16 protein-coding genes, 1 pseudogene and 1 riboswitch are annotated in these 17,399 nt (G+C 72.2%); of the genes and pseudogenes, 7 read left to right on the top strand and 10 right to left on the bottom strand.

Annotation, left to right across the window (positions count from 1 at the left end; all coding sequences use genetic code 11):
* The 5 genes and pseudogenes from AB0J39_RS29960 to AB0J39_RS29940 form a co-directional block, all read right to left on the bottom strand.
* Positions 1–313: pseudogene (locus tag AB0J39_RS29960) on the bottom strand (alpha-(1-2)-phosphatidylinositol mannosyltransferase); the annotation flags it as partial.
* An 88-nt stretch (positions 314–401) separates the two neighbouring features.
* On the bottom strand, positions 402–1,328 hold the full coding sequence (locus AB0J39_RS29955) for a hypothetical protein (RefSeq protein WP_363470739.1): 927 nt from the start codon (positions 1,326–1,328) through the stop codon (positions 402–404).
* A gap of 103 nt (positions 1,329–1,431) precedes the next feature.
* Positions 1,432–1,956 carry a C40 family peptidase gene (locus tag AB0J39_RS29950; protein ID WP_363470736.1) on the bottom strand — a complete coding sequence of 175 codons (525 nt, stop codon included), beginning with the start codon at positions 1,954–1,956 and terminating at the stop codon, positions 1,432–1,434.
* Between the two features lie 121 nt (positions 1,957–2,077).
* Positions 2,078–2,236: riboswitch (cyclic di-AMP (ydaO/yuaA leader) on the bottom strand.
* Between the two features lie 298 nt (positions 2,237–2,534).
* Positions 2,535–3,497, bottom strand: a complete 963-nt coding sequence (locus tag AB0J39_RS29945) for an NlpC/P60 family protein (protein ID WP_363470733.1) — start codon at positions 3,495–3,497, stop codon at positions 2,535–2,537.
* A 135-nt stretch (positions 3,498–3,632) separates the two neighbouring features.
* Entirely contained in the window at positions 3,633–4,949 is a 1,317-nt protein-coding gene (locus AB0J39_RS29940; protein WP_363470732.1) for an NYN domain-containing protein, read from the bottom strand.
* Between the two features lie 322 nt (positions 4,950–5,271).
* Between AB0J39_RS29940 and AB0J39_RS29935 the strand changes: the two genes are divergently transcribed.
* From AB0J39_RS29935 to AB0J39_RS29925, 3 genes are all read left to right on the top strand, one after another.
* Positions 5,272–5,841 carry a GNAT family protein gene (locus tag AB0J39_RS29935; RefSeq protein WP_363470729.1) on the top strand — a complete coding sequence of 190 codons (570 nt, stop codon included), beginning with the start codon at positions 5,272–5,274 and terminating at the stop codon, positions 5,839–5,841.
* A gap of 78 nt (positions 5,842–5,919) precedes the next feature.
* Positions 5,920–7,641, top strand: a complete 1,722-nt coding sequence (locus tag AB0J39_RS29930; RefSeq protein ID WP_363470726.1) for a DEDD exonuclease domain-containing protein — start codon at positions 5,920–5,922, stop codon at positions 7,639–7,641.
* A gap of 52 nt (positions 7,642–7,693) precedes the next feature.
* On the top strand, positions 7,694–7,981 hold the full coding sequence (locus tag AB0J39_RS29925) for an Lrp/AsnC ligand binding domain-containing protein (protein WP_346225710.1): 288 nt from the start codon (positions 7,694–7,696) through the stop codon (positions 7,979–7,981).
* An 8-nt stretch (positions 7,982–7,989) separates the two neighbouring features.
* Here the strand turns inward: AB0J39_RS29925 and AB0J39_RS29920 are convergent, their stop codons facing one another.
* The 3 genes from AB0J39_RS29920 to AB0J39_RS29910 form a co-directional block, all read right to left on the bottom strand.
* Positions 7,990–8,799 (bottom strand): histidine kinase, encoded by an 810-nt coding sequence (locus tag AB0J39_RS29920; RefSeq protein ID WP_363470724.1) that lies wholly within the window; start codon positions 8,797–8,799, stop codon positions 7,990–7,992.
* Between the two features lie 97 nt (positions 8,800–8,896).
* Positions 8,897–9,946 carry an anthranilate phosphoribosyltransferase gene (trpD, locus tag AB0J39_RS29915; protein WP_363470721.1) on the bottom strand — a complete coding sequence of 350 codons (1,050 nt, stop codon included), beginning with the start codon at positions 9,944–9,946 and terminating at the stop codon, positions 8,897–8,899.
* Between the two features lie 423 nt (positions 9,947–10,369).
* Complete coding sequence (locus AB0J39_RS29910) at positions 10,370–10,765, bottom strand: response regulator transcription factor (protein ID WP_169978709.1); 396 nt, start codon at positions 10,763–10,765, stop codon at positions 10,370–10,372.
* 162 nt (positions 10,766–10,927) lie between these two features.
* On the opposite strand from AB0J39_RS29910, the gene AB0J39_RS29905 reads away from it, so the two are divergent.
* From AB0J39_RS29905 to AB0J39_RS29890, 4 genes are read left to right on the top strand one after another with little or no spacing between them, the layout of a single operon-like run.
* Positions 10,928–11,545: a heme-copper oxidase subunit III gene (locus AB0J39_RS29905; RefSeq protein ID WP_169978711.1), complete on the top strand. Its 618-nt coding sequence runs from the start codon at positions 10,928–10,930 to the stop codon at positions 11,543–11,545.
* A 17-nt stretch (positions 11,546–11,562) separates the two neighbouring features.
* Positions 11,563–12,372: a c-type cytochrome gene (locus tag AB0J39_RS29900; RefSeq protein WP_363470718.1), complete on the top strand. Its 810-nt coding sequence runs from the start codon at positions 11,563–11,565 to the stop codon at positions 12,370–12,372.
* Positions 12,369–13,448, top strand: a complete 1,080-nt coding sequence (locus tag AB0J39_RS29895) for a Rieske (2Fe-2S) protein (RefSeq protein WP_363470716.1) — start codon at positions 12,369–12,371, stop codon at positions 13,446–13,448. The genes AB0J39_RS29900 and AB0J39_RS29895 overlap by 4 nt, the downstream gene beginning before the upstream one ends.
* A complete protein-coding gene (locus AB0J39_RS29890; protein WP_363470713.1) occupies positions 13,445–15,076 on the top strand; it encodes a ubiquinol-cytochrome c reductase cytochrome b subunit in 1,632 nt (543 codons plus the stop codon). The genes AB0J39_RS29895 and AB0J39_RS29890 overlap by 4 nt, the downstream gene beginning before the upstream one ends.
* Before the next feature lie 241 nt (positions 15,077–15,317).
* Here the strand turns inward: AB0J39_RS29890 and AB0J39_RS29885 are convergent, their stop codons facing one another.
* Together AB0J39_RS29885 and AB0J39_RS29880 are read right to left on the bottom strand one after the other, a co-directional pair.
* Entirely contained in the window at positions 15,318–15,971 is a 654-nt protein-coding gene (locus AB0J39_RS29885) for a response regulator transcription factor (protein ID WP_363470710.1), read from the bottom strand.
* Positions 15,968–17,209, bottom strand: a complete 1,242-nt coding sequence (locus AB0J39_RS29880) for a histidine kinase (protein WP_363470708.1) — start codon at positions 17,207–17,209, stop codon at positions 15,968–15,970. The genes AB0J39_RS29885 and AB0J39_RS29880 overlap by 4 nt, the downstream gene beginning before the upstream one ends.
* Positions 17,210–17,399 lie beyond the last annotated feature (190 nt).

The raw sequence follows: 17,399 nt of genomic DNA, 5'->3' as shown, positions 1-17,399 counted from the left end.
CCGCGCCCGCGGCGCGCAGGGCGGGGGCGAGCAGCCCCAGCGGCGCCGCCGCGCCGAACACGACGGTGGCGCCGTCCTCGACCAGCGCCGCCGCCCTCCTCGCCACCGAGCGCGTCGGCAGCATCAGCGAGGAGGGGTGACGGACCACCTCGTACGGCTGGCGGGCGTCGAAGTCCTCGCACCCCTTCCAGCGCGGGGCGTACACGACCACCGAGCCGGGCGGCCTGCGTGAGGCGAGGCCGTGCACGAACGCCTGGATGCCGCCCGGTCTGGGCGGGAAGTCGTTCGTGACGATCAGCGTCCGCTTCGTCATCCTCACCCCCGGCGTGCCACGCGCGGTCCGCCCGCGCCGCCCGAGAAGGCATTGTCGCAGCCGCGGCGGTCCCGCCGCCGAAACCCGATCAGGACCGGGCGAGCTGCCCGCGCGCGTACGCCCGCCATTCGAGGGTCAGGCGGCCGGGGGTCAGCCCGAGCACCTCCCGCAGGGCGGCGCCGATCTCCTCGCGCCGCGCGGCGCGGTAGAGGGCGACCAGCCTCCGCTCGCCGAACCGGGCGGCGATGTAGCGGCAGGCCAGCCACGCCTCCTCGTACGCCTGGGCGGGCCTGGCGGCGAAGTCGCCGGGCCCCGGCAGCTCCCGCAGCGCCGGCCTGCCGGCGGCCACGTCGGCGGCCAGCTCGGCGGCCACCGTGCGGACCGGCAGCCCGCTGTCCAAGTAGCCCACGTAGTCGGCGAAGCCCTCCATGAGCCACATCGGGACGGCGCGGGGGCCGGCGGTCGCGACGTGCGTCAGCTCATGGGTCACGACGACCAGGCGGCCCGTCGCGGACAGGCGGGCGAACGCGGCCGGCTGCACGATCACCCGGCCGCCGGTGGCGACGGCCGCCAGGCCCTCCACCTTCGCCGGCGCGGCCAGCACGGCGGTCTGCTCCTCGCCGCGAGGCACGAGGACCACCGCGCCGCCGTACCCGCCCCAGATCCTCCGCACCGCACGGTCCGCGCGATCGGCCAGCGCGGCGATCTCGGCGACCAGCGGCCGGGGCGACCCGACGACGACAGCGCGCGCGCCGCGGGCGACGGAGGCACCGGTCCACATGCCCGGATGCTCCCGCGCGGCGGCGCGGGCGTCGAGCCGCAGGGCGAGCAGCGGATCGGGCGGGGCCGCGGCCTCCGGCCCGGCCAGCAGCGCGGCCAGCGCGACGGCCACGGCCGCGGCACGGCGGGGACGGACTCCGTGGGACGGATTCGCGGGCCGGCGCCGGTCGGCCTCGGCGCGCACGCCCGGCACGCCGTCCGGCACGACTACGGGCACGCCGCTCGTGACAGTCACGCCGTGCATGGTAGCCAGCACATGCCACGGCCCCGTCCACCTCGGCGAGGTGGACGGGGCCGCAAGGACGGCACCGGTCGAGGGGGCTTGGTGACCGGCGCCCTCAGACGCCCGGACGGACGGCACCCACGAAGGTGCTCCTCCGGTAGGCGTCCAGCTTGTCGATCCGCACCCGCGTGCCGCTGTGCGGAGCGTGGACCATCTTGCCGTGCCCGACGTACATGCCGACGTGACCGCCGCCGCTGGTGAAGATCAGGTCACCGGGCTCGAAGTGCCCCCAGGACACCTTCTTCCTGACCGCGCCGCGGATGGACCACGTCGTGCGCGGCAGCCGTACGCCCGCCTTGCGCCAGGCGTACTGGACCAGGCCCGAGCAGTCGAACGCGCCCGGTCCGGTGGCCCCGTAGCGATAGGGGTCGCCGATCTGCTTCCTGGCGGTCTGCACCGCGCGCAGGGCCTTGGCCCGCTGGAGCGCGCTTCTGCTGACCTTCCGTTTGGCGGCGGACTTCTTCTTCGTCGCCTGCTTCTTCGCCGCGGCCTGGCGGGCGGTGGTGTTCGCACCGGTCGCCGTGGCCGTCTTCGGGGCCGTCTTCGTCTCGGGGGCTGTCTTGACGACCGTGACCGTCACCGTGTCGGCCGCCGCCGGATGCGCACCGGCGACCCCTACGGATGCCGTCAGAGCGGCACTTCCAAGGGCAATTCGGGCAATACGGGACAGGCTAGCGGGGGTGGTAGACAGGATCTCTCCTCGGCTCTTCCGCAAACGCCTACCGGGTTAGCTGACGGGTTCGGGCGGGGAAGTCGCCCTACGGCGCGCGATGCGCCGATTCACCCCGGACCTTCGCGTGAAGGTCGATGGTTCCCCGGCTCCGTGCCTCCTGACTGCACGGACTCGGCAGGCCACCGGCGCCGGGGATCCCGCGAGGGGGTGTTGGGGGCGCCGATGACGGTGGAATTGTTCGCGCTACCGGCCGGCCGGACCGGTTCGCGGCGGCGAGGCGTGCTCGCCGCGGCCCAGAAGCTACCCAGGACCCGGCGCGTTCGGCAAAGCCCCGCCGCCGGATAAAGATCGGATAACGAAGGCCGCGGAGAAGAAACCGCAGCTTACCCGCAGCACGGATGGCTAAATGTGACTCTGCTCACAGTCCCGCCACAGAGGCTGAGTTCGGTCACTTCAGACGCAACCATCACAGCGCGGGCGAGACGTCAGGGACGGACGGCGCCGATGGCGTGATACTCGGCAAGTGTGACAATCTTCACAACATCTCCGGTCTGCGGAGCGTGGACGACCTTGCCGTCGCCGGCGTAGATGCCGACGTGCCCGTACCCGGCGTGCCAGAGCAGATCGCCCGGCTGGAGCTCGTCCAGCGAGACCCTGCGGCTCGCGCCCCAGGCCCACTGCTCGTAGCTCGTCCGGGGCAGGGTCACCCCCGCGGCCGACCAGGCGGCCTGCACGAGACCCGAACAGTCCCAGGAGTCCGGCCCGGTGCCTCCGTAGCGGTAGGGCTTGCCGACCTGCTTGTAGGCGAACTGAAGGGCCGCCAGCGCGTTGCCCGACGCCGGCCCGGTGTAGACGATGCCGGCGCTGTTCGGGTTGCCCGGGTTGTACGTCCCGAGCGAGCGCAGCAGCTTCATCTGCTCCCTGACGAGCTTGTCGACCTTCTCCTTCTCGTCGGCGAGCTCGCTCCTGACGTCGGCGGCCTCGTTGTAGGACGCCTTGCTCTGGTCACGGCGGTCCTTGAGGCCCTGGATGGCGCTCTCGTACTCCCGGAGCCGCCCGGCGCGCTCGGCCGAGATGTGGTTGAGCGTGGCGAGGCCGCTGAGCGTGGAGTCGGGATTCGAGCTGTAGAAGACGCCGCCCCACGAGCCCATCTCGCCGACCTGGTAGCTGTTGACGGCCATCGTGACCAGCCCGGAGCGGAGCTCCTCCACCCGGACGTTGTGCTTCTTGTAGTCCTCGTTGACGGCGAGGTACTTCCGCCTCGCCTTCTTCCACTTCTCGTTGGCCGCGTTGTAGCGGTCCACGAGCTTGTCGGCCTGCTCGTTGAGCTTGTTCAGCTTCGCCTTGGCCTGCGCGACTGTGGGCTTCGGATCCGCCTGCGCGCCCGTCACCGGCATCAGCAGGACCACGGCGGCCAAACCGGTGGCCACCGGCACACGCCCTCGCACTGAGGCCCCCTTTAGATCTACGAAACCTGCGCGCGACTCTATCTAGGCGATCATGAAGCTTCAACCTGGTCGCAGGTATTCGCCGTGGTCATGACACAGGGCGACGAGGCGCGTCCGGAGCGTGCGTACGGGCGCTCAACCGCGGCCGAGCCGGCGCAGCAGCAGGAGCGAGGGCACCGGGCGCGCGCCCATGCGGCGCACCGACTCGGCCACCTCCCGGTCGGAGGAGACGACCGCGATCGCCCGCCCCGACGGCTCCGCCCGCACCAGCGTGCGGATGAGGTCGTCGGCGATCTCCCCGGGCGCGCTGAACATCACCCGGACCCCGCGCGGCGCGGACACCTGGACGGGCCCGTTCAGCTCGGCGCCGTCGAAGACGCACGTCACCTCCGCCCGCGTCTGGACGGCGAGCCCGCCGAGCCCGGTGAGCAGCCGGGCCCGCTGGTCGGCGAGGGTCAGCGAGGGGTAGCCGGTCTTGGTCACGTTGTAGCCGTCGACGATCAGGTGCAGGTGAGGGAGGGCCAGGAGCTGGTCGAGCAGCTGGGGGTCGTCGTTGGCCAGCGCCCGCGCGGGCACGGCCGTCACGCCCGGCTCGCCCGGCACGACGGCGGTCACGTAGTCGGCCGGCCTGCTGATCGTCGTGGGCAGGCCGAGCTCCTTGCGCAGCCCCGCGGCGGTGTCCTGCAGCGCGTCCAGCAGCACCCGGACCCGGGCGTCCTCGATGCTGCGGCCCTCGCGGGCGGCCCTGCGGCTCGCCTCCAGCTGGCGCTCGGCGTCCGCCAGGCGTTCCTTGAGCCGGCGCAGCTCGGTCTCGGCCGCGCCGTTGGCGCTCGCGACCCTGGCCCGCGCCTCGGCCGTCTCCGCCTCCAGCTCGGCCGCCCTGGTCTCGGCGGCCCTGACCCGCTCACGGGCCTCGTGCAGCTTGCGCCGCAGGTCGGAGTTCTCCGCGCGGGCCGCCTTGAGCTGCTCGCGCACCCGGTCGATCTCCTCCTTGGCGGAGGCTCGCTGCGCCGCGAGCTGCTCGCGCAGCCGCGTCTCCGCCTGCTCCCGCTGGCTGCCCGCCGCGGCGGCCTGCTCCAGGTCGGCCCGCGCCTGCTCGACCAGGTCCGGCCAGCCGGGCGGACGGGTCAGGTAGGCCGCCGCCGCGACCAGCACCGGCTCGGCCGCGGGGGGCACCGTACCCTCGGCCAGGCTCGTCACCAGCTCGGGCCAGGCCGCCTCCAGCGTCTCGGCCACCCGCTCGCGGAACTCCTTGTCGTTCTCCAGCTGGGCCGCGATGGGCGCGCTGCCCAGTCGGGCGCGCTTGCGTGGGTCGAACTTGGCGATGTTGCGCAACGGCGGCGGCACGGCGGCGGCGGGCATCGAGCCCAGCACCTGCGCCGCGACCTCCACCACGTGTAAGCGGACCTGCTCGGGCAACGGACGAGACAGGCCTTCTCCGGCTGAACTCATCTCGTCGCTCCTCGGCCGTGTCCTACAGATCTTCTGCCCACTGCGGTCGCCCCGGCGGCGCCTCGCGGTGCTGTCGCCCCCGAGTGCGAGAACGCCCCCCGATGCCCGCCGCCGCGAGACGTGAGCCTCGCGGCGCGCCCACCGGGCCGCCCTCACACGGCAAGATCTGCGAGACACTCCCTTGTTCTTGTCCCTTCCAAGGGTACGGCCGTCGCACCGTGTCCATGCCGCGTTCATGATCTGTCACCGGGCCGCCGGCGGTGCGGCCCGGCGCGGACGACCCGTTGGCGGGCGCCCGGCACCCGTCCGTACGCTTGGCGGCGTGTTCACCCCGCCGTACCCGATCACGACCCCCCGGCTGGTCCTGCGCCCCTTCGCCGAGGCCGACCTCGACGACCTGCACGCCTTCCACTCCCTGCCGGAGGTGACCAGACACCTGTACTGGGACGCCCGTACGCGGGAGGAGACGAAGGCCGCGCTCGACCGGAAGATCGCGTGCGCGTCGCTCGGGGAGGACGGCGACGTGCTCAGCGTGGCCGCCGCACTGGCCGGCGGAGGGCCGGTGATCGGCGATCTCACGCTGTTCCTGCGCAGCCGTGAGCACCGCCAGGGCGAGATCGGCTTCGTCTTCAATCCGGCCTGCCAGGGCCGCGGACTGGCCACCGAGGCGGCCCGCGAGATCCTGCGCATCGGGTTCGAGGGTCTCGGGCTGCACCGCGTCCACGGCAACTGCGACGCGCGCAACACCGCCTCCGCCCGCCTGATGGAGCGGCTCGGCATGCGCAAGGAGGCCCACCTGGTGGAGAACGAGTTCTTCGCCGGCGCGTGGAGCGACGAGCTGATCTACGCGATGCTGGCCCGCGAATGGCACGCCGGGGCGGCGTCCGCGTAGCTCCCCACCTGGCCGTTCCTTTACCGTCGCATGGGGCCGGTACGGCAATTGTCGGTCGGCGTCTCTATGGTCTTGGGCGTGGATGCGGTACAGGGCACGCTGGACGAGCTCGGCACTCCCCTGCGGGAGGTGACGTTCGTCGTCTTCGACCTGGAGACCACCGGCGGCTCGGCCGCGGAACACGCCATCACCGAGATCGGCGCGGTGAAGGTGCGCGGCGGCGAGGTGATCGGCGAGTTCGCCACGCTGGTCGACCCGGGCGGACCGATCCCCCCGTTCATCTCCGTGCTGACCGGCATCACCGACGCGATGGTCGTGGCCGCGCCGAAGTTCTCGGAGGTGCTGCCGAGCTTCCTGGAGTTCGTCGCCGGGACGGCGCTGGTGGCGCACAACGCGCCGTTCGACATGTCGTTCCTGAAGGCGGCGTGCCAGGCCAACGGGTATCCGCCCCCGGCCAACCCGGTGGTGGACACGGCCGACCTCGCACGCCGGGTGCTGACCCGCGACGAGACCCCCAACTGCAAGCTCGCCACCCTCGCCCGGATCTTCCGCAGCTCCACCGAGCCCTGCCACCGGGCGCTGGCCGACGCGAGGGCCACGGTCGACGTGCTGCACGGCCTCATCGCGCGGGTCGGCTCGCTCGGTGTGCACACGCTGGAGGACCTGCGCGGCTTCGTGCGCGCCCCCACCCCGGAGCAGCAGCGCAAGCGCCACCTGGCCGACGGGGTGCCCGGCGCGCCGGGCGTCTACGTCTTCGAGGACGCCAGGGGCGAGGCGCTCTACATCGGGAAGAGCTCCAACCTGCGCAACCGCGTGCGCAGCTACTTCACCGCGAGCGAGACCCGTTCGCGCATCCGCGAGATGGTCGGCATCGCCGAGCGGGTCAGGACGATCGTCTGCGCCACCGCGCTGGAGGCTGAGATCCGCGAGCTGCGGATGATCGGAGCGACCAAGCCCCGCTACAACAGGCGGTCCCGCTTCCCGGAGCGGGCGGTCTGGCTCAAGCTGACCGACGAGCCGTTCCCCCGGCTCAGCGTCGTGCGGGAGGTCCGCGACGACGGGGCGGCCTATCTCGGCCCGTTCGGCAGCAGCCGCACGGCCGACGACGCGCGGACGGCCATGCACGAGGCGCTGCCGCTGCGGCAGTGCACCGAACGGATCTCGGCCCGCGTGCGACGGCCCGCCTGCGCGCTCGCCGAGATCGGCCGCTGCGGCGCGCCCTGCGAGGGCCGCGAGAGCGAGGAGAGCTACGCCCGGCACGTGCGCCGCGCCCGGCACGCCATGGAGCAGGACGCCGAGGCGGTGTTCTCCGCCATGGAGGCGCGCATGCGGCGCCTTTCGGCCGAGCAGCGATACGAGGAGGCGGCCGTCGACCGCGACCGGCTCGCGGCCTACGTCAGGACCGCCGCGCGCATGCAGCGCCTGCGCTCCCTCACGGGCATCCCGCAGATGGTCGCGGCCAGCCCCGCCTTCGACGGCGGCTGGGACATCCACGTCATCCGGTACGGCAGGCTCACCGCGGCCGGGGTGATGCCCCGGGGCGCTCATCCCACTCCCTACGTGGACGCGCTGGTCGCCACCGCGGAGACCGTCGTCCCCGGTCCCGGCCCGACACCGGCCGCGAGCGCCGAGGAGACCGAGTGCGTGCTGCGCTGGCTCGACTCCCCCGGCGTGCGCCTCGTCCAGGTGGACGGCGCCTGGAGTCTCCCCGCGTACGGCGCGGGGCGGCTGATCGAGCGCATCGAGCGCGCCTACCGGCACCAGCGGAGCGACCGCCGTGAGGGACGGCCGCTGCGGTGACGCTAGTCTCTGGGGCGACAAGCCGAAGCCGGGAACAGCAGGAGAGACGCGCATGGTCACCGCGATCGTCCACATCAAGGCGGATGTCGACCGGATCCCCGAGGTCGCCGAGGCCATCGCCGAGATCGCCGGCGTCAGCGAGGTGTACTCGATCACCGGAGAGTTCGACCTGCTGGCCATGGTCAGGGTCGGCCGGTACGAGGAGGTGGCCGAGGTCGTGCCCGGCCGCGTCAACAAGGTGCCCGGCGTGCGCCACACCGAGACGCACATCGCCTTCCGCACCTACTCCCGCCACGACCTGGAGGCGGCCTTCTCCATCGGCCTCGCCGACGCGGACTGATCCGGCGATCAGGCCGGGCGCAGCAGCCGGACGCGGACCTCGAACCCGCCGGGTAACGGGTGCGCGGCGACCGAGCCGCCGAACAACGCCGCCCGCTCCCAGGTGCTGATGAGCCGGTCGCGGGGCAGCCCGTCGTCGTGGACGACGACCTCCAGGACGGCGGGCAGCCACCGCAGCGTGACGGTCGCCGTGCGGGCCATGCCGTACCACAGGGCGTTGCCCAGCGCCTCCTCCACGATGCGGTAGGCCGACAACTCCAGAGTGGGGCCGCTGCCCCGGATGCCGGCCTCCTTGAGGGAGACGGCGAGCCCGCTCGCGCGGAAGTCGTCGAGCAGGCAGGGCAGGTCCCCCAGGCCCGGCTGGGGGCCGCGCCGCTGCCCGTCCATGCGCAGCAGGCCCATCATCCGGCGCAGATCGGACAGGACCCGCCGCCCCGACTCCTCGGCCTCGCGGAAGGTCTGCCGCGCACGTTCCGGGTCCTTGTCCATGATCACGCGGCCCGCTCCCACGCCGAGCGTCATCACGCTCAGGTCGTGCGCCACCAGGTCGTGCAACTCCGAGGCGATCCGCAGGCGCTCCCGGACGAGGACGTCGTCCTCGTCGGCGTCGTCATAGGCGCGTCCGGGGCGCCCGCCCGGGGCGCCCGCCGCCGGGAACGACCGGCCGCCACTGCCGCGGTCCGGTCCCGGGGAGACGACCGCGCCAGAGCGGGAACCGGCGTGGGGCACACCGCGGAGACCGGCGGCGAACAGGGCCATCCCGGCACGGGCGAACGCGGCCCAGCGGTGGATGACGCGAAGGGCGGACAGGCGCATCATGGCGGGAACGGTACGGCTCGGGCCGAACCCGGCACGTCCCCATGAAGGAGGACGCCTGATCCCTCCAGCGGTGGAGGCGAACCGGACCTGAAGACGATCAGGCCTTGCCGCCGAGCGCGCGGCTGATCTCGACCCAGCGCTCCAGCGTCTGCGCCGCCCTGCCCGAGTCGACCGCCTCGGCCGCGCGGGCGTACGCCGCGCGCAGGTCGCCGACCAGGTCGTCGCCCGGGCCGTCGTAGGCGACCAGCCCGGCCGCCGCGTTCAGCAGCACCGCGTCGCGCACCGGCCCGGTCTTGCCGCCCAGCAGGTCGCGGACCGCCGCCGCGTTGAACTCGACGTCGCCGCCGCGCAGGTCGCCCGGCTGGGACCGGGGGATGCCGAAGTCGGCCGGGTCGACCGTCGTCTGGGTGGCGGTGCCGTCCCGGACGACGAAGACCGCCGACGGAGCCGCGGTGGACAGCTCGTCCAGGCCGTCGTCGCCCCGGAAGACGAGCGCCGACACGCCGCGCTCGGCGAAGACGCCGGCCATGACCGGCAGCATGCGCGCGTCGAACACGCCGATGGCCTGGGCGGCGGGGCGCGCGGGGTTGGCCAGCGGCCCGACGAAGTTGAACACCGTCGGCACGCCGATCTCCTTGCGCGGCGGGCCGGTGAACCGCAGCGCGGGGTGATAGACGGGCGCGAAACAGAAGGCGATGCCCGCCTCCACCGCGACCCTGGCCGTGGCCTCCGGCGCGAGGTCGAGGGCGACGCCGAGGTGCTCCAGCACGTCGGCCGCGCCGCACAGAGAGGAGGCCGCCCGGTTGCCGTGCTTGACGACCCGCGCCCCGGCCGCCGCCGCGACGATAGCGGCCATCGTCGAGACGTTGACGGTGTGCGCCCGGTCGCCGCCGGTGCCGACGATGTCGAGCACCGGCCCCTCCACCGTGAGCGGGGTGGCGCGCTCGAACATGGTGCGGACGAGGCCCGTCACCTCGGCGACGGTCTCGCCCTTGGCCCGCAGGGCGACGGCGAAGGCGGCGATCTGCGCCGGGGTCGCCGCCCCCGACATGATCTCCCCCATTACCCAGGCCGTCTCGTCGGCCGTCAGGTTCTCCCCCGCGAGCAGGGCGTTCAACGTCGAGGGCCAGGTGGTGCGCGTGTCCATGGTGGGCTCCGCGGGGTCGATGTGCGGTCGGGTCGGCGGATGGTGTGGCGCGGTGTGCGCCCGGGCGGTTCGGACGCCCCGTTCGTTGGTGGCCCCGGTGACGTGCGGGCCGGAGCGCGGCTGACCGGGTCCGGTCACCAGGGTCCGGTCACCAGGGTCCCGGGTACCGGGGTCCGGTGAGCCGGCGTCCGGTGGACCCGGTCCGAGACGGGCGCCGGCGCCGCTGTGGGCCCCGGCACCGCTGTGGGTTCCGGTACCTGTACGCGCAGGGCCGGGCGCGGCGCCGGAACCCGGCACACGCCCGGTGCCGTGGCGCCCGGCGGGTGCCCGGTGCCGGTGCGCCCGATGCCGGTGCGCCCGATGCCGGTGCGCCCGGTCTCAGTGCGCCCGGTCTCAGTGCGCCCGGTCTCAGTGCGCCCGGTCTCAGTGCGCCTGGGTGAGGCTGAGTCGGCGCCGCATGAGGTCGGCCACGGCCTCGGCGAGGACGACGGGGTCGATGGGCTGCGCGACGACGGCGTCGGCGCGGGACCAGTTGGCCAGCCAGCGGTCATCCCTGCGGGCGATGAGCAGCAGGATCGGGGGGCAGTTGTGCACCTCGTCCTTGGCCTGCCGGCTGACCCCCATTCCGCCGGCCGGCTGCGCCTCGCCGTCGAGGACGGCGACGTCGATGTCACCGGAGTCGAGATGCTTGATCACGGCCGGCTGGGTCGCGCACTCGACGATCTCGACGAGGGGCACGTCCGCGGCGGGGCGCCGCCCGATGGCCAGCCGCACCTTCTCCCGGGTGCCTGCATCGTCGCTGTAGACGAGAACCCTCATTTCACGCTCACTGTCGAATCGCGGGGTATGGTCATCGTGATGCTACCGGCGTGGCTGCAGGACTCGCAGCCCCGGGGCGATTGCCGTGACATGCCCGTTTCGTGAGCGCGGGTGGACCCTAGCGGGGGGTCGTGGGGCGACCCGACCTGGGGAGCCGCAATAATGCTGGGCGTGGCGACAGCATCCGCAATTACTACGACGACGAGACCGCACGGGTCCAGCCGGCCGAACCTGGTTCAGGTCGGCACCATCGTGTGGTTGTCCTCTGAGCTCATGTTCTTCGCGGCGCTGTTCGCGATGTACTTCACCATCCGGTCGGTCAGCCTCGGACAGGGCACGCACTGGCCCGAGGCGCACCTCGAAGTCCCGTTCGCGACCTTCAACACGACCGTTCTGGTCCTGTCGAGTGTCACGTGCCAGCTGGGCGTGTGGGCTGTGGAGCGAGGCCAGGTCAAGAAGCTGCGATTCTGGTATGTCGTAAGCTTCCTGATGGGCGCCTTCTTCGTGGGCGGACAGCTTTACGAGTACGGGAACCTGGCGCGTGAGGGCCACGTCCTCTCGCACTCCCCGTACGACTCGGTGTTCTACCTGACCACGGGCTTCCATGGCTTGCACGTGACGGGTGGTCTGATCGCGTTCCTGTTCATCCTGGGACGCACGTACGCCGCGAAGCGCTTGACGTATGAGCAGCAGACCAGCGCGATCGTCGTGTCCTACTACTGGCACTTCGTCGACGTGGTCTGGATCGGCCTTTTCGCGACCATCTACATCATCAAATGATCGGAACGGGGATTTCGGTGAACTCCATCACCGCCCGACGGCGCCATCCCCTCGCGCGTGTCGCCGTCGTGGCACTCGCGCTGGGCCTGCTCGGCGGCGGCTACGCGCTCGCGGCGCCGAACGGCAGCACCGCGGACGCCGCGATCGCGTCCGGCAAGGCCGACGACGTGGCGCAGGGCAAGAGCCTGTTCGTGGCGCACTGCGCGAGCTGCCACGGCATGAACGCCGAGGGCACCAAGAAGGCTCCGACGCTCATCGGCGTCGGAGCCGCCGCCGTGGACTTCCAGGTGAGCAGCGGCCGCATGCCGGCCGCCGACGCGGGTCCCCAGGCTCCGCGCAAGCCGCGCCCGGAGTGGGCGACCGACGTGGCCATCAACCAGCTCGCGGCGTACGTCCAGTCGCTGGGCGGCGGCCCGACGGTGCCCAGCGCCGAGCAGGTCGACCCGGCCAAGGGCGACCCCGCCAAGGGCGGCGAGCTCTTCCGCGCCAACTGCATCCAGTGCCACAACTTCGTGGGCGCCGGCGGCGCGCTGACCTACGGCAAGTACGCGCCCCCGCTGAACCCGGCGACGCCGACGCAGATCTACGAGGCGATGGTCACCGGCCCGCAGGCGATGCCGGTGTTCAACGACTCCACGATCACGCCGGAGCAGAAGCGCGACATGATCGCGTACATCACCCACGTGCGGTCGCAGGTCGACCCCGGCGGCTCGGGGCTGGGCCGTATCGGACCCGTCACCGAGGGCCTTGTAGCGTGGATCGCGGGTATCAGCCTCCTGGTCCTGGCCTCTATCTGGATCACAGCGAAGAAGCGACGGGCGGCATGACAGAGCAGAACGAGTACCCCGAGAGCGGACGGGTGCCGAGTCGCGTCATCGGCACGCCGCCCGCCGACGCGCCGATCGCCGACACCGACCCGATCCGCGCGCCCGAGGGCGTTCCCGGCGTGATCCCGCAGGACCCCGTCAAGGCCCGCAAGGCCGAGCGCCTCGTCGCGCTGCTGTTCCTGGTCGCCTTCCTGGCCGGCGCCGGGTTCGTCGCGTCGTACGTGATCTTCCAGGTCGGCACGATCGACAAGACGGCCACGTCGAACCTCGCACTCGGCGGCACCCTGGCCCTGGCCCTGCTCTCGCTGGGCGCGGGTCTCACGGTGTGGGTGCGGCAGATCATGCCGAAGTACAACCTCATCCAGGAGCGCCACGAGATGCGCTCCGACGACGAGGCGCGCGGGTACGTCAAGGAGACCTTCCTCCAGGGCGCCGAGGAGAGCGGGTTCGTCAAGCACCGGCTGCTGCGCCGCACGCTGCTGCTGGCCGCCGCTCCGCTGGGCCTGGCCCCGCTGGTGCTGCTGAAGGACCTCGGCCCGCTCCCCGGGACCGCGCTCAGGCACACCGCCTGGGGCGAGCCCACCAAGGACGGCAAGCCGCGCCGCCTCGTCGTCGAGGGCACCGGCCAGCCGATCCGCGCGGCCGACTTCAACTCGCCGGGCGGCATCCTCTCCGTGGTCCCCGAAGGCTACGAAGAGGACCTGAACGCGCTGGCCAAGGCGACGCTGATCCTGCTCAAGTTCCGTCCGGAGGAGCTCAAGTCCGGCACGAACCTGAACTGGACCCACGACGGCATCGTCGCCTACTCCAAGATCTGCACCCACGTGGGCTGCCCCGCGGCGCTGTACGAGCAGACGACGCACCACATCCTCTGCCCGTGTCACCAGTCGACCTTCGACGCCGCGGACGGAGCGAAGGTCATCTTCGGCCCCGCCGCCCGTCCGCTGCCGCAGCTCCCCATCGGTATCGACGAGGAGGGCTACCTCGTCGCGAAGTCCGACTTCAAGGTCCCCGTCGGTCCCAGCTTCTGGGAGCGTGGCGACGCGGAAGCCGAAGTTAGGGAGAACGCATCATGAACGCTCCCCCGAAGGCCATCGCAGGCGTCTCGACCTTCGTCGACGACCGGATCGGTGCGGGGAACTTCCTCAAGCGCAACCTGAGGAAGATCTTCCCCGACCACTGGTCGTTCCTCCTGGGGGAGATCGCGCTCTACTCGTTCGTCATCCTGCTGCTGACCGGTACGTTCCTGACGTTCTGGTTCAAGCCGAGCATGAGCGAGGTCCCGTACACGGGCAGCTACGCCCCGCTGTACGGCGTGCACATGTCGGAGGCCTACGCCTCGGCGCTGCACATCAGCTTCGACGTCCGTGGCGGTCTGCTCATGCGGCAGATCCACCACTGGGCGGCGCTGCTGTTCGTGGCCGGCATGACGGTGCACATGCTCCGGATCTTCTTCACCGGTGCGTACCGCAAGCCGCGTGAGCTCAACTGGATCATCGGCATCCTGCTGCTGTCGCTCGCGCTCATCGAGGGTCTCACCGGTTACTCCCTCCCCGACGACCTGCTCTCAGGCGCGGGTCTGCGGATCACCCAGGGCGTGGCCCAGTCGATCCCGATCGTGGGCACGTACGTCTCGTTCTTCCTGTTCGGGGGCGAGTATCCGGGCCACGACATCATCCCGCGGTTCTACACGCTCCACATCCTGCTGATCCCGGGCATCCTGCTCGCGCTCATCTCGGCCCACATGATCCTGATGTGGGTGCAGAAGCACACGCAGATGCCGGGCAAGAACAGGACCGAGAAGAACGTTGTCGGCGCTCCGTTCTACCCGGCGTTCATGATCAAGTCGGGCGCGTTCTTCCTCTTCACGTTCGGGGTCATCGCACTGCTCGGCGCGTTCGCCCAGATCAACCCGATCTGGCTGTTCGGGCCGTACACGCCGGCGGACATCTCGGCGGGATCGCAGCCGGACTGGTACATGGGATTCCTGGAGGGTGCGCTCCGCCTCATGCCGGCCTGGGAGATCAACTTCCTCGGACACACGGTGACGCTGAGCGTGCTGATCCCGGCGCTCGTGCCACTGGGCATCGTCATGACGGGCCTGGCGCTGTATCCGTTCCTGGAACAGTGGGTCACGGGCGACCGCCGCGAGCACCACGTGTGCGACCGGCCGCGCAACAACCCGCACCGCACCTCGATCGGCATCGCGGGCATCACGTTCTACGGCATCCTGTGGCTGCTGGGCGCCAACGACGAGATCTCGGCGAACTTCCACATCGACCTGTACACGACGACCTGGTTCGGGCGGATCGCCGTCTTCGTCGGCCCGGCCATCGCGTACTGGATCACCTACCGGATGTGCCTCGGCCTCCAGCGCAAGGACGCCGAAGTGCTGTCCCACGGGGTGGAGTCCGGCGTCATCAAGCGGCTGCCGAACGGCCAGTACATCGAGGTCCACACACCGGCCGCGGAGGACATCGCCGAGCACATGCGCGGCAAGAAGGAGATCCCGGTTCTCACGGCCGCCGAGGACGGCGAGGGCATCCCGCCCAAGGGCGCCCGCAGCGCCCTCGGCCGGCTCCGCACCAAGATGAGCGAGGCGTACGGCACCGACCGGGTCCCGCTCACCGACGGCCACCACGAGGAGGCCCACGAGGAGGAGCACGCGGGCGTCGGCGGCGGCGACCGCAAGGAGCTCCACTGACGGACGCCTGAACGACCGGCACGAAGCGGCCCGGCGAGGGGAAACTCCCCCGCCGGGCCGCTGTGTTTCTGTGTTTCCCGCTTCGCTCATCGGGGCGCTCTTTTCCGCCGGTCGTGCCGGAGGCGCGCGGGAACACGGCCCTCGTCGCTCGGAGTCGCTCGTCCCTCGCTCCCCACTCGCTCCTCAGTCCAGACCGGCGGCGCGCCCCTCCGGCTCGCTCGGTGTTTCCCGCGTTCGCGGTTCAAGGGGTCGGGGTCACGAGGCCCGTCTCGTAGGCCATGATGACCAGTCGCACGCGGTCGCGGGCGTCGAGCTTCGCGAGCAGCCTGGTCACGTACGTCTTGACGGTGGCGGCGCTGATGAACAGCTCGGCGGCGATCTCCGCGTTGGACAGGCCGCGCCCGACGAGGGTGAGCACCTCGGTCTCCCGCTCGGTGAGCCCGGCGACCCGCCGAGGTCGCGGCCCGGGCGCGGGGCGGGCGGCGAAATCCCCGATCAGCCTGCGGGTGACGCGCGGATCGATCAGCGCGTCACCGGCGGCCACCACCCGGATCGCCGCGAGGATGTCGTCCAGGGCCATGTCCTTGACGAGGAACCCGGACGCCCCCGCGCGCAGCGCGCCGTAGACGTACTCGTCGTCGTCGAAGGTCGTGAGAACGAGGACCTGGGCGCCGCGGCCCGCGGTGATCAGCCGGGTGGCCTCGATGCCGCCCATGCCGGGCATGCGGATGTCCATGACCACCACGTCGGGGCCGGTGTCCTCGGTCATCCGCACCGCCTCCTCGCCGGTGCCTGCCTCCCCCGCCAGGTCGAGATCGGGCGCCTCGGCGATGACCATCTGCAGGGCGGCGCGGACCAGGGGCTGGTCGTCGGCGAGCAGCACGCGGACGGTCACCGGACTCCCTCGGGCACGGGCAGCCGGGCCGCGACGCGGAAGCCTCCCCCGGGACGCGGCCCGGCCGCGAGGGTCCCGTGCAGGACGCCGACCCGCTCACGCATCCCGAGCAGGCCGTAGCCGTCCCCGGCGTCGCCGCCGCGCCCGTCGTCGAGCACCTCGACGCGCACCTCGTCGTCCCGGTAGTCGATCGAGACCCGGCAGGACGCCGTACCGGCGTGACGCAGCACGTTGGTGACGGCCTCCTGGACGACGCGGTAGGCCGCCACGTCGATCTCGGGCGGCAGCGGACGCGGCTCCCCCAGCCGGCGTACGTCGACCCGTACGCCCGCCTGTGTGGTCGTGGCGGCCAGCCGGTCGACGTCGGCGAGGCCGAGCGCCTGTCCCGGGCAGCCCGATTCCGGACGCGCCGGCTCCGGCGGCCCCGGTGGCGGGAGTACCACCGGCGCGGGCCGCTCCGGATCGTGGCTCCGCAACGCGCCGAGCATCCGGCGCAGCCCGGACAATGTCTGGCGGCCGGCCGTCTCGATCTCCCCGAGGGCGTCCCGCGCCCGCTCCGGCTGCGTGTCGATGACCCGCCGCGCGGCACCGGCCTGCAGCGCGATGACGCCGATGCTGTGCGCGACCATGTCGTGCAGCTCACGGGCGATCCTGAGCCGCTCGTCGGTGACGGCCTGGGTCGCCGCGCGGGCGCGCAGCTCCTCGGCGTGCGCCCGGGACTCGCGTGCCGAGTTGCCGAGCAGCCAGGCGATGACGGTCGTCAGAGCCACGGCGAGCTCAGTGGAGGTGCCGATCGGCCAGCCGTACAGCAGCCGCGTGAGCAGAAAACCGGCGAGCACCGCGAGGGCCGTGACGACGGCGGCGACGCCGGTCGCGCGTGGGCGCTCGGCGGCGATGAAGAACACCGCGACCTCGGCCGCGATGAACTGGGGCAACGGGATCTCCCCCACGCCCAGGGGCACCGTCCCGAGGACGGCCGCGGCGAGCAGCAGGACCAGGGAGGGCAGCGGCCTGCGGCGCAGCAGGACGCCGCCCGCCAGCGTCAGGGCGGTGGCCACCGCGAAGAAGGCCAGCCCGTGCGGTTGGAAGAGCTGCGGGGAGGGGCGCTCGCTGTACATCCACTCGCCGGGCAGCCGCATCCGCATCAGGAACGTGAACACCGTTCCCCCGCACCAGGCGAGGACCACCCACGCCCCGGGCGGCAGCCGTCTCAGCAGCGGAGGGGATGCGACCTGCATGATCAGAGCGTAACCACGCGTCCTTCTCGCGGGCATCCGACCAGGGGTCTACATCCGCGGTCGGCCCGTGCCCCGGCGGATGTCCACGCCGGTCCGATGCGGCGGGCCGGCGCCGCACGGCACCGTGAACCGGGTGATCGACACCGCACAGCCGCGGGCGGCCCGCGACCGGCCGCCCGTGCCGCTCCCC

The sequence above is a fragment of the Microbispora sp. NPDC049633 genome (genome assembly GCF_040675265.1).
In the GTDB taxonomy this organism is placed as follows: domain Bacteria; phylum Actinomycetota; class Actinomycetes; order Streptosporangiales; family Streptosporangiaceae; genus Microbispora; species Microbispora maris.
This window is presented reverse-complemented; position numbering and strand designations above follow the sequence as displayed.

Bases quoted from the DNA above. Each gene is read 5' to 3' on its own strand.
- AB0J39_RS29940 (WP_363470732.1), bottom strand. From the start codon at position 4,949: ATGAGTTCAGCCGGAGAAGGCCTGTCTCGTCCGTTGCCCGAGCAGGTC.
- AB0J39_RS29925 (WP_346225710.1), top strand. From the start codon at position 7,694: ATGGTCACCGCGATCGTCCACATCAAGGCGGATGTCGACCGGATCCCC.
- AB0J39_RS29920 (WP_363470724.1), bottom strand. From the start codon at position 8,799: ATGATGCGCCTGTCCGCCCTTCGCGTCATCCACCGCTGGGCCGCGTTC.
- trpD (WP_363470721.1), bottom strand. From the start codon at position 9,946: ATGGACACGCGCACCACCTGGCCCTCGACGTTGAACGCCCTGCTCGCG.
- AB0J39_RS29910 (WP_169978709.1), bottom strand. From the start codon at position 10,765: ATGAGGGTTCTCGTCTACAGCGACGATGCAGGCACCCGGGAGAAGGTG.
- AB0J39_RS29905 (WP_169978711.1), top strand. From the start codon at position 10,928: ATGCTGGGCGTGGCGACAGCATCCGCAATTACTACGACGACGAGACCG.
- AB0J39_RS29895 (WP_363470716.1), top strand. From the start codon at position 12,369: ATGACAGAGCAGAACGAGTACCCCGAGAGCGGACGGGTGCCGAGTCGC.
- AB0J39_RS29890 (WP_363470713.1), top strand. From the start codon at position 13,445: ATGAACGCTCCCCCGAAGGCCATCGCAGGCGTCTCGACCTTCGTCGAC.
- AB0J39_RS29880 (WP_363470708.1), bottom strand. From the start codon at position 17,209: ATGCAGGTCGCATCCCCTCCGCTGCTGAGACGGCTGCCGCCCGGGGCG.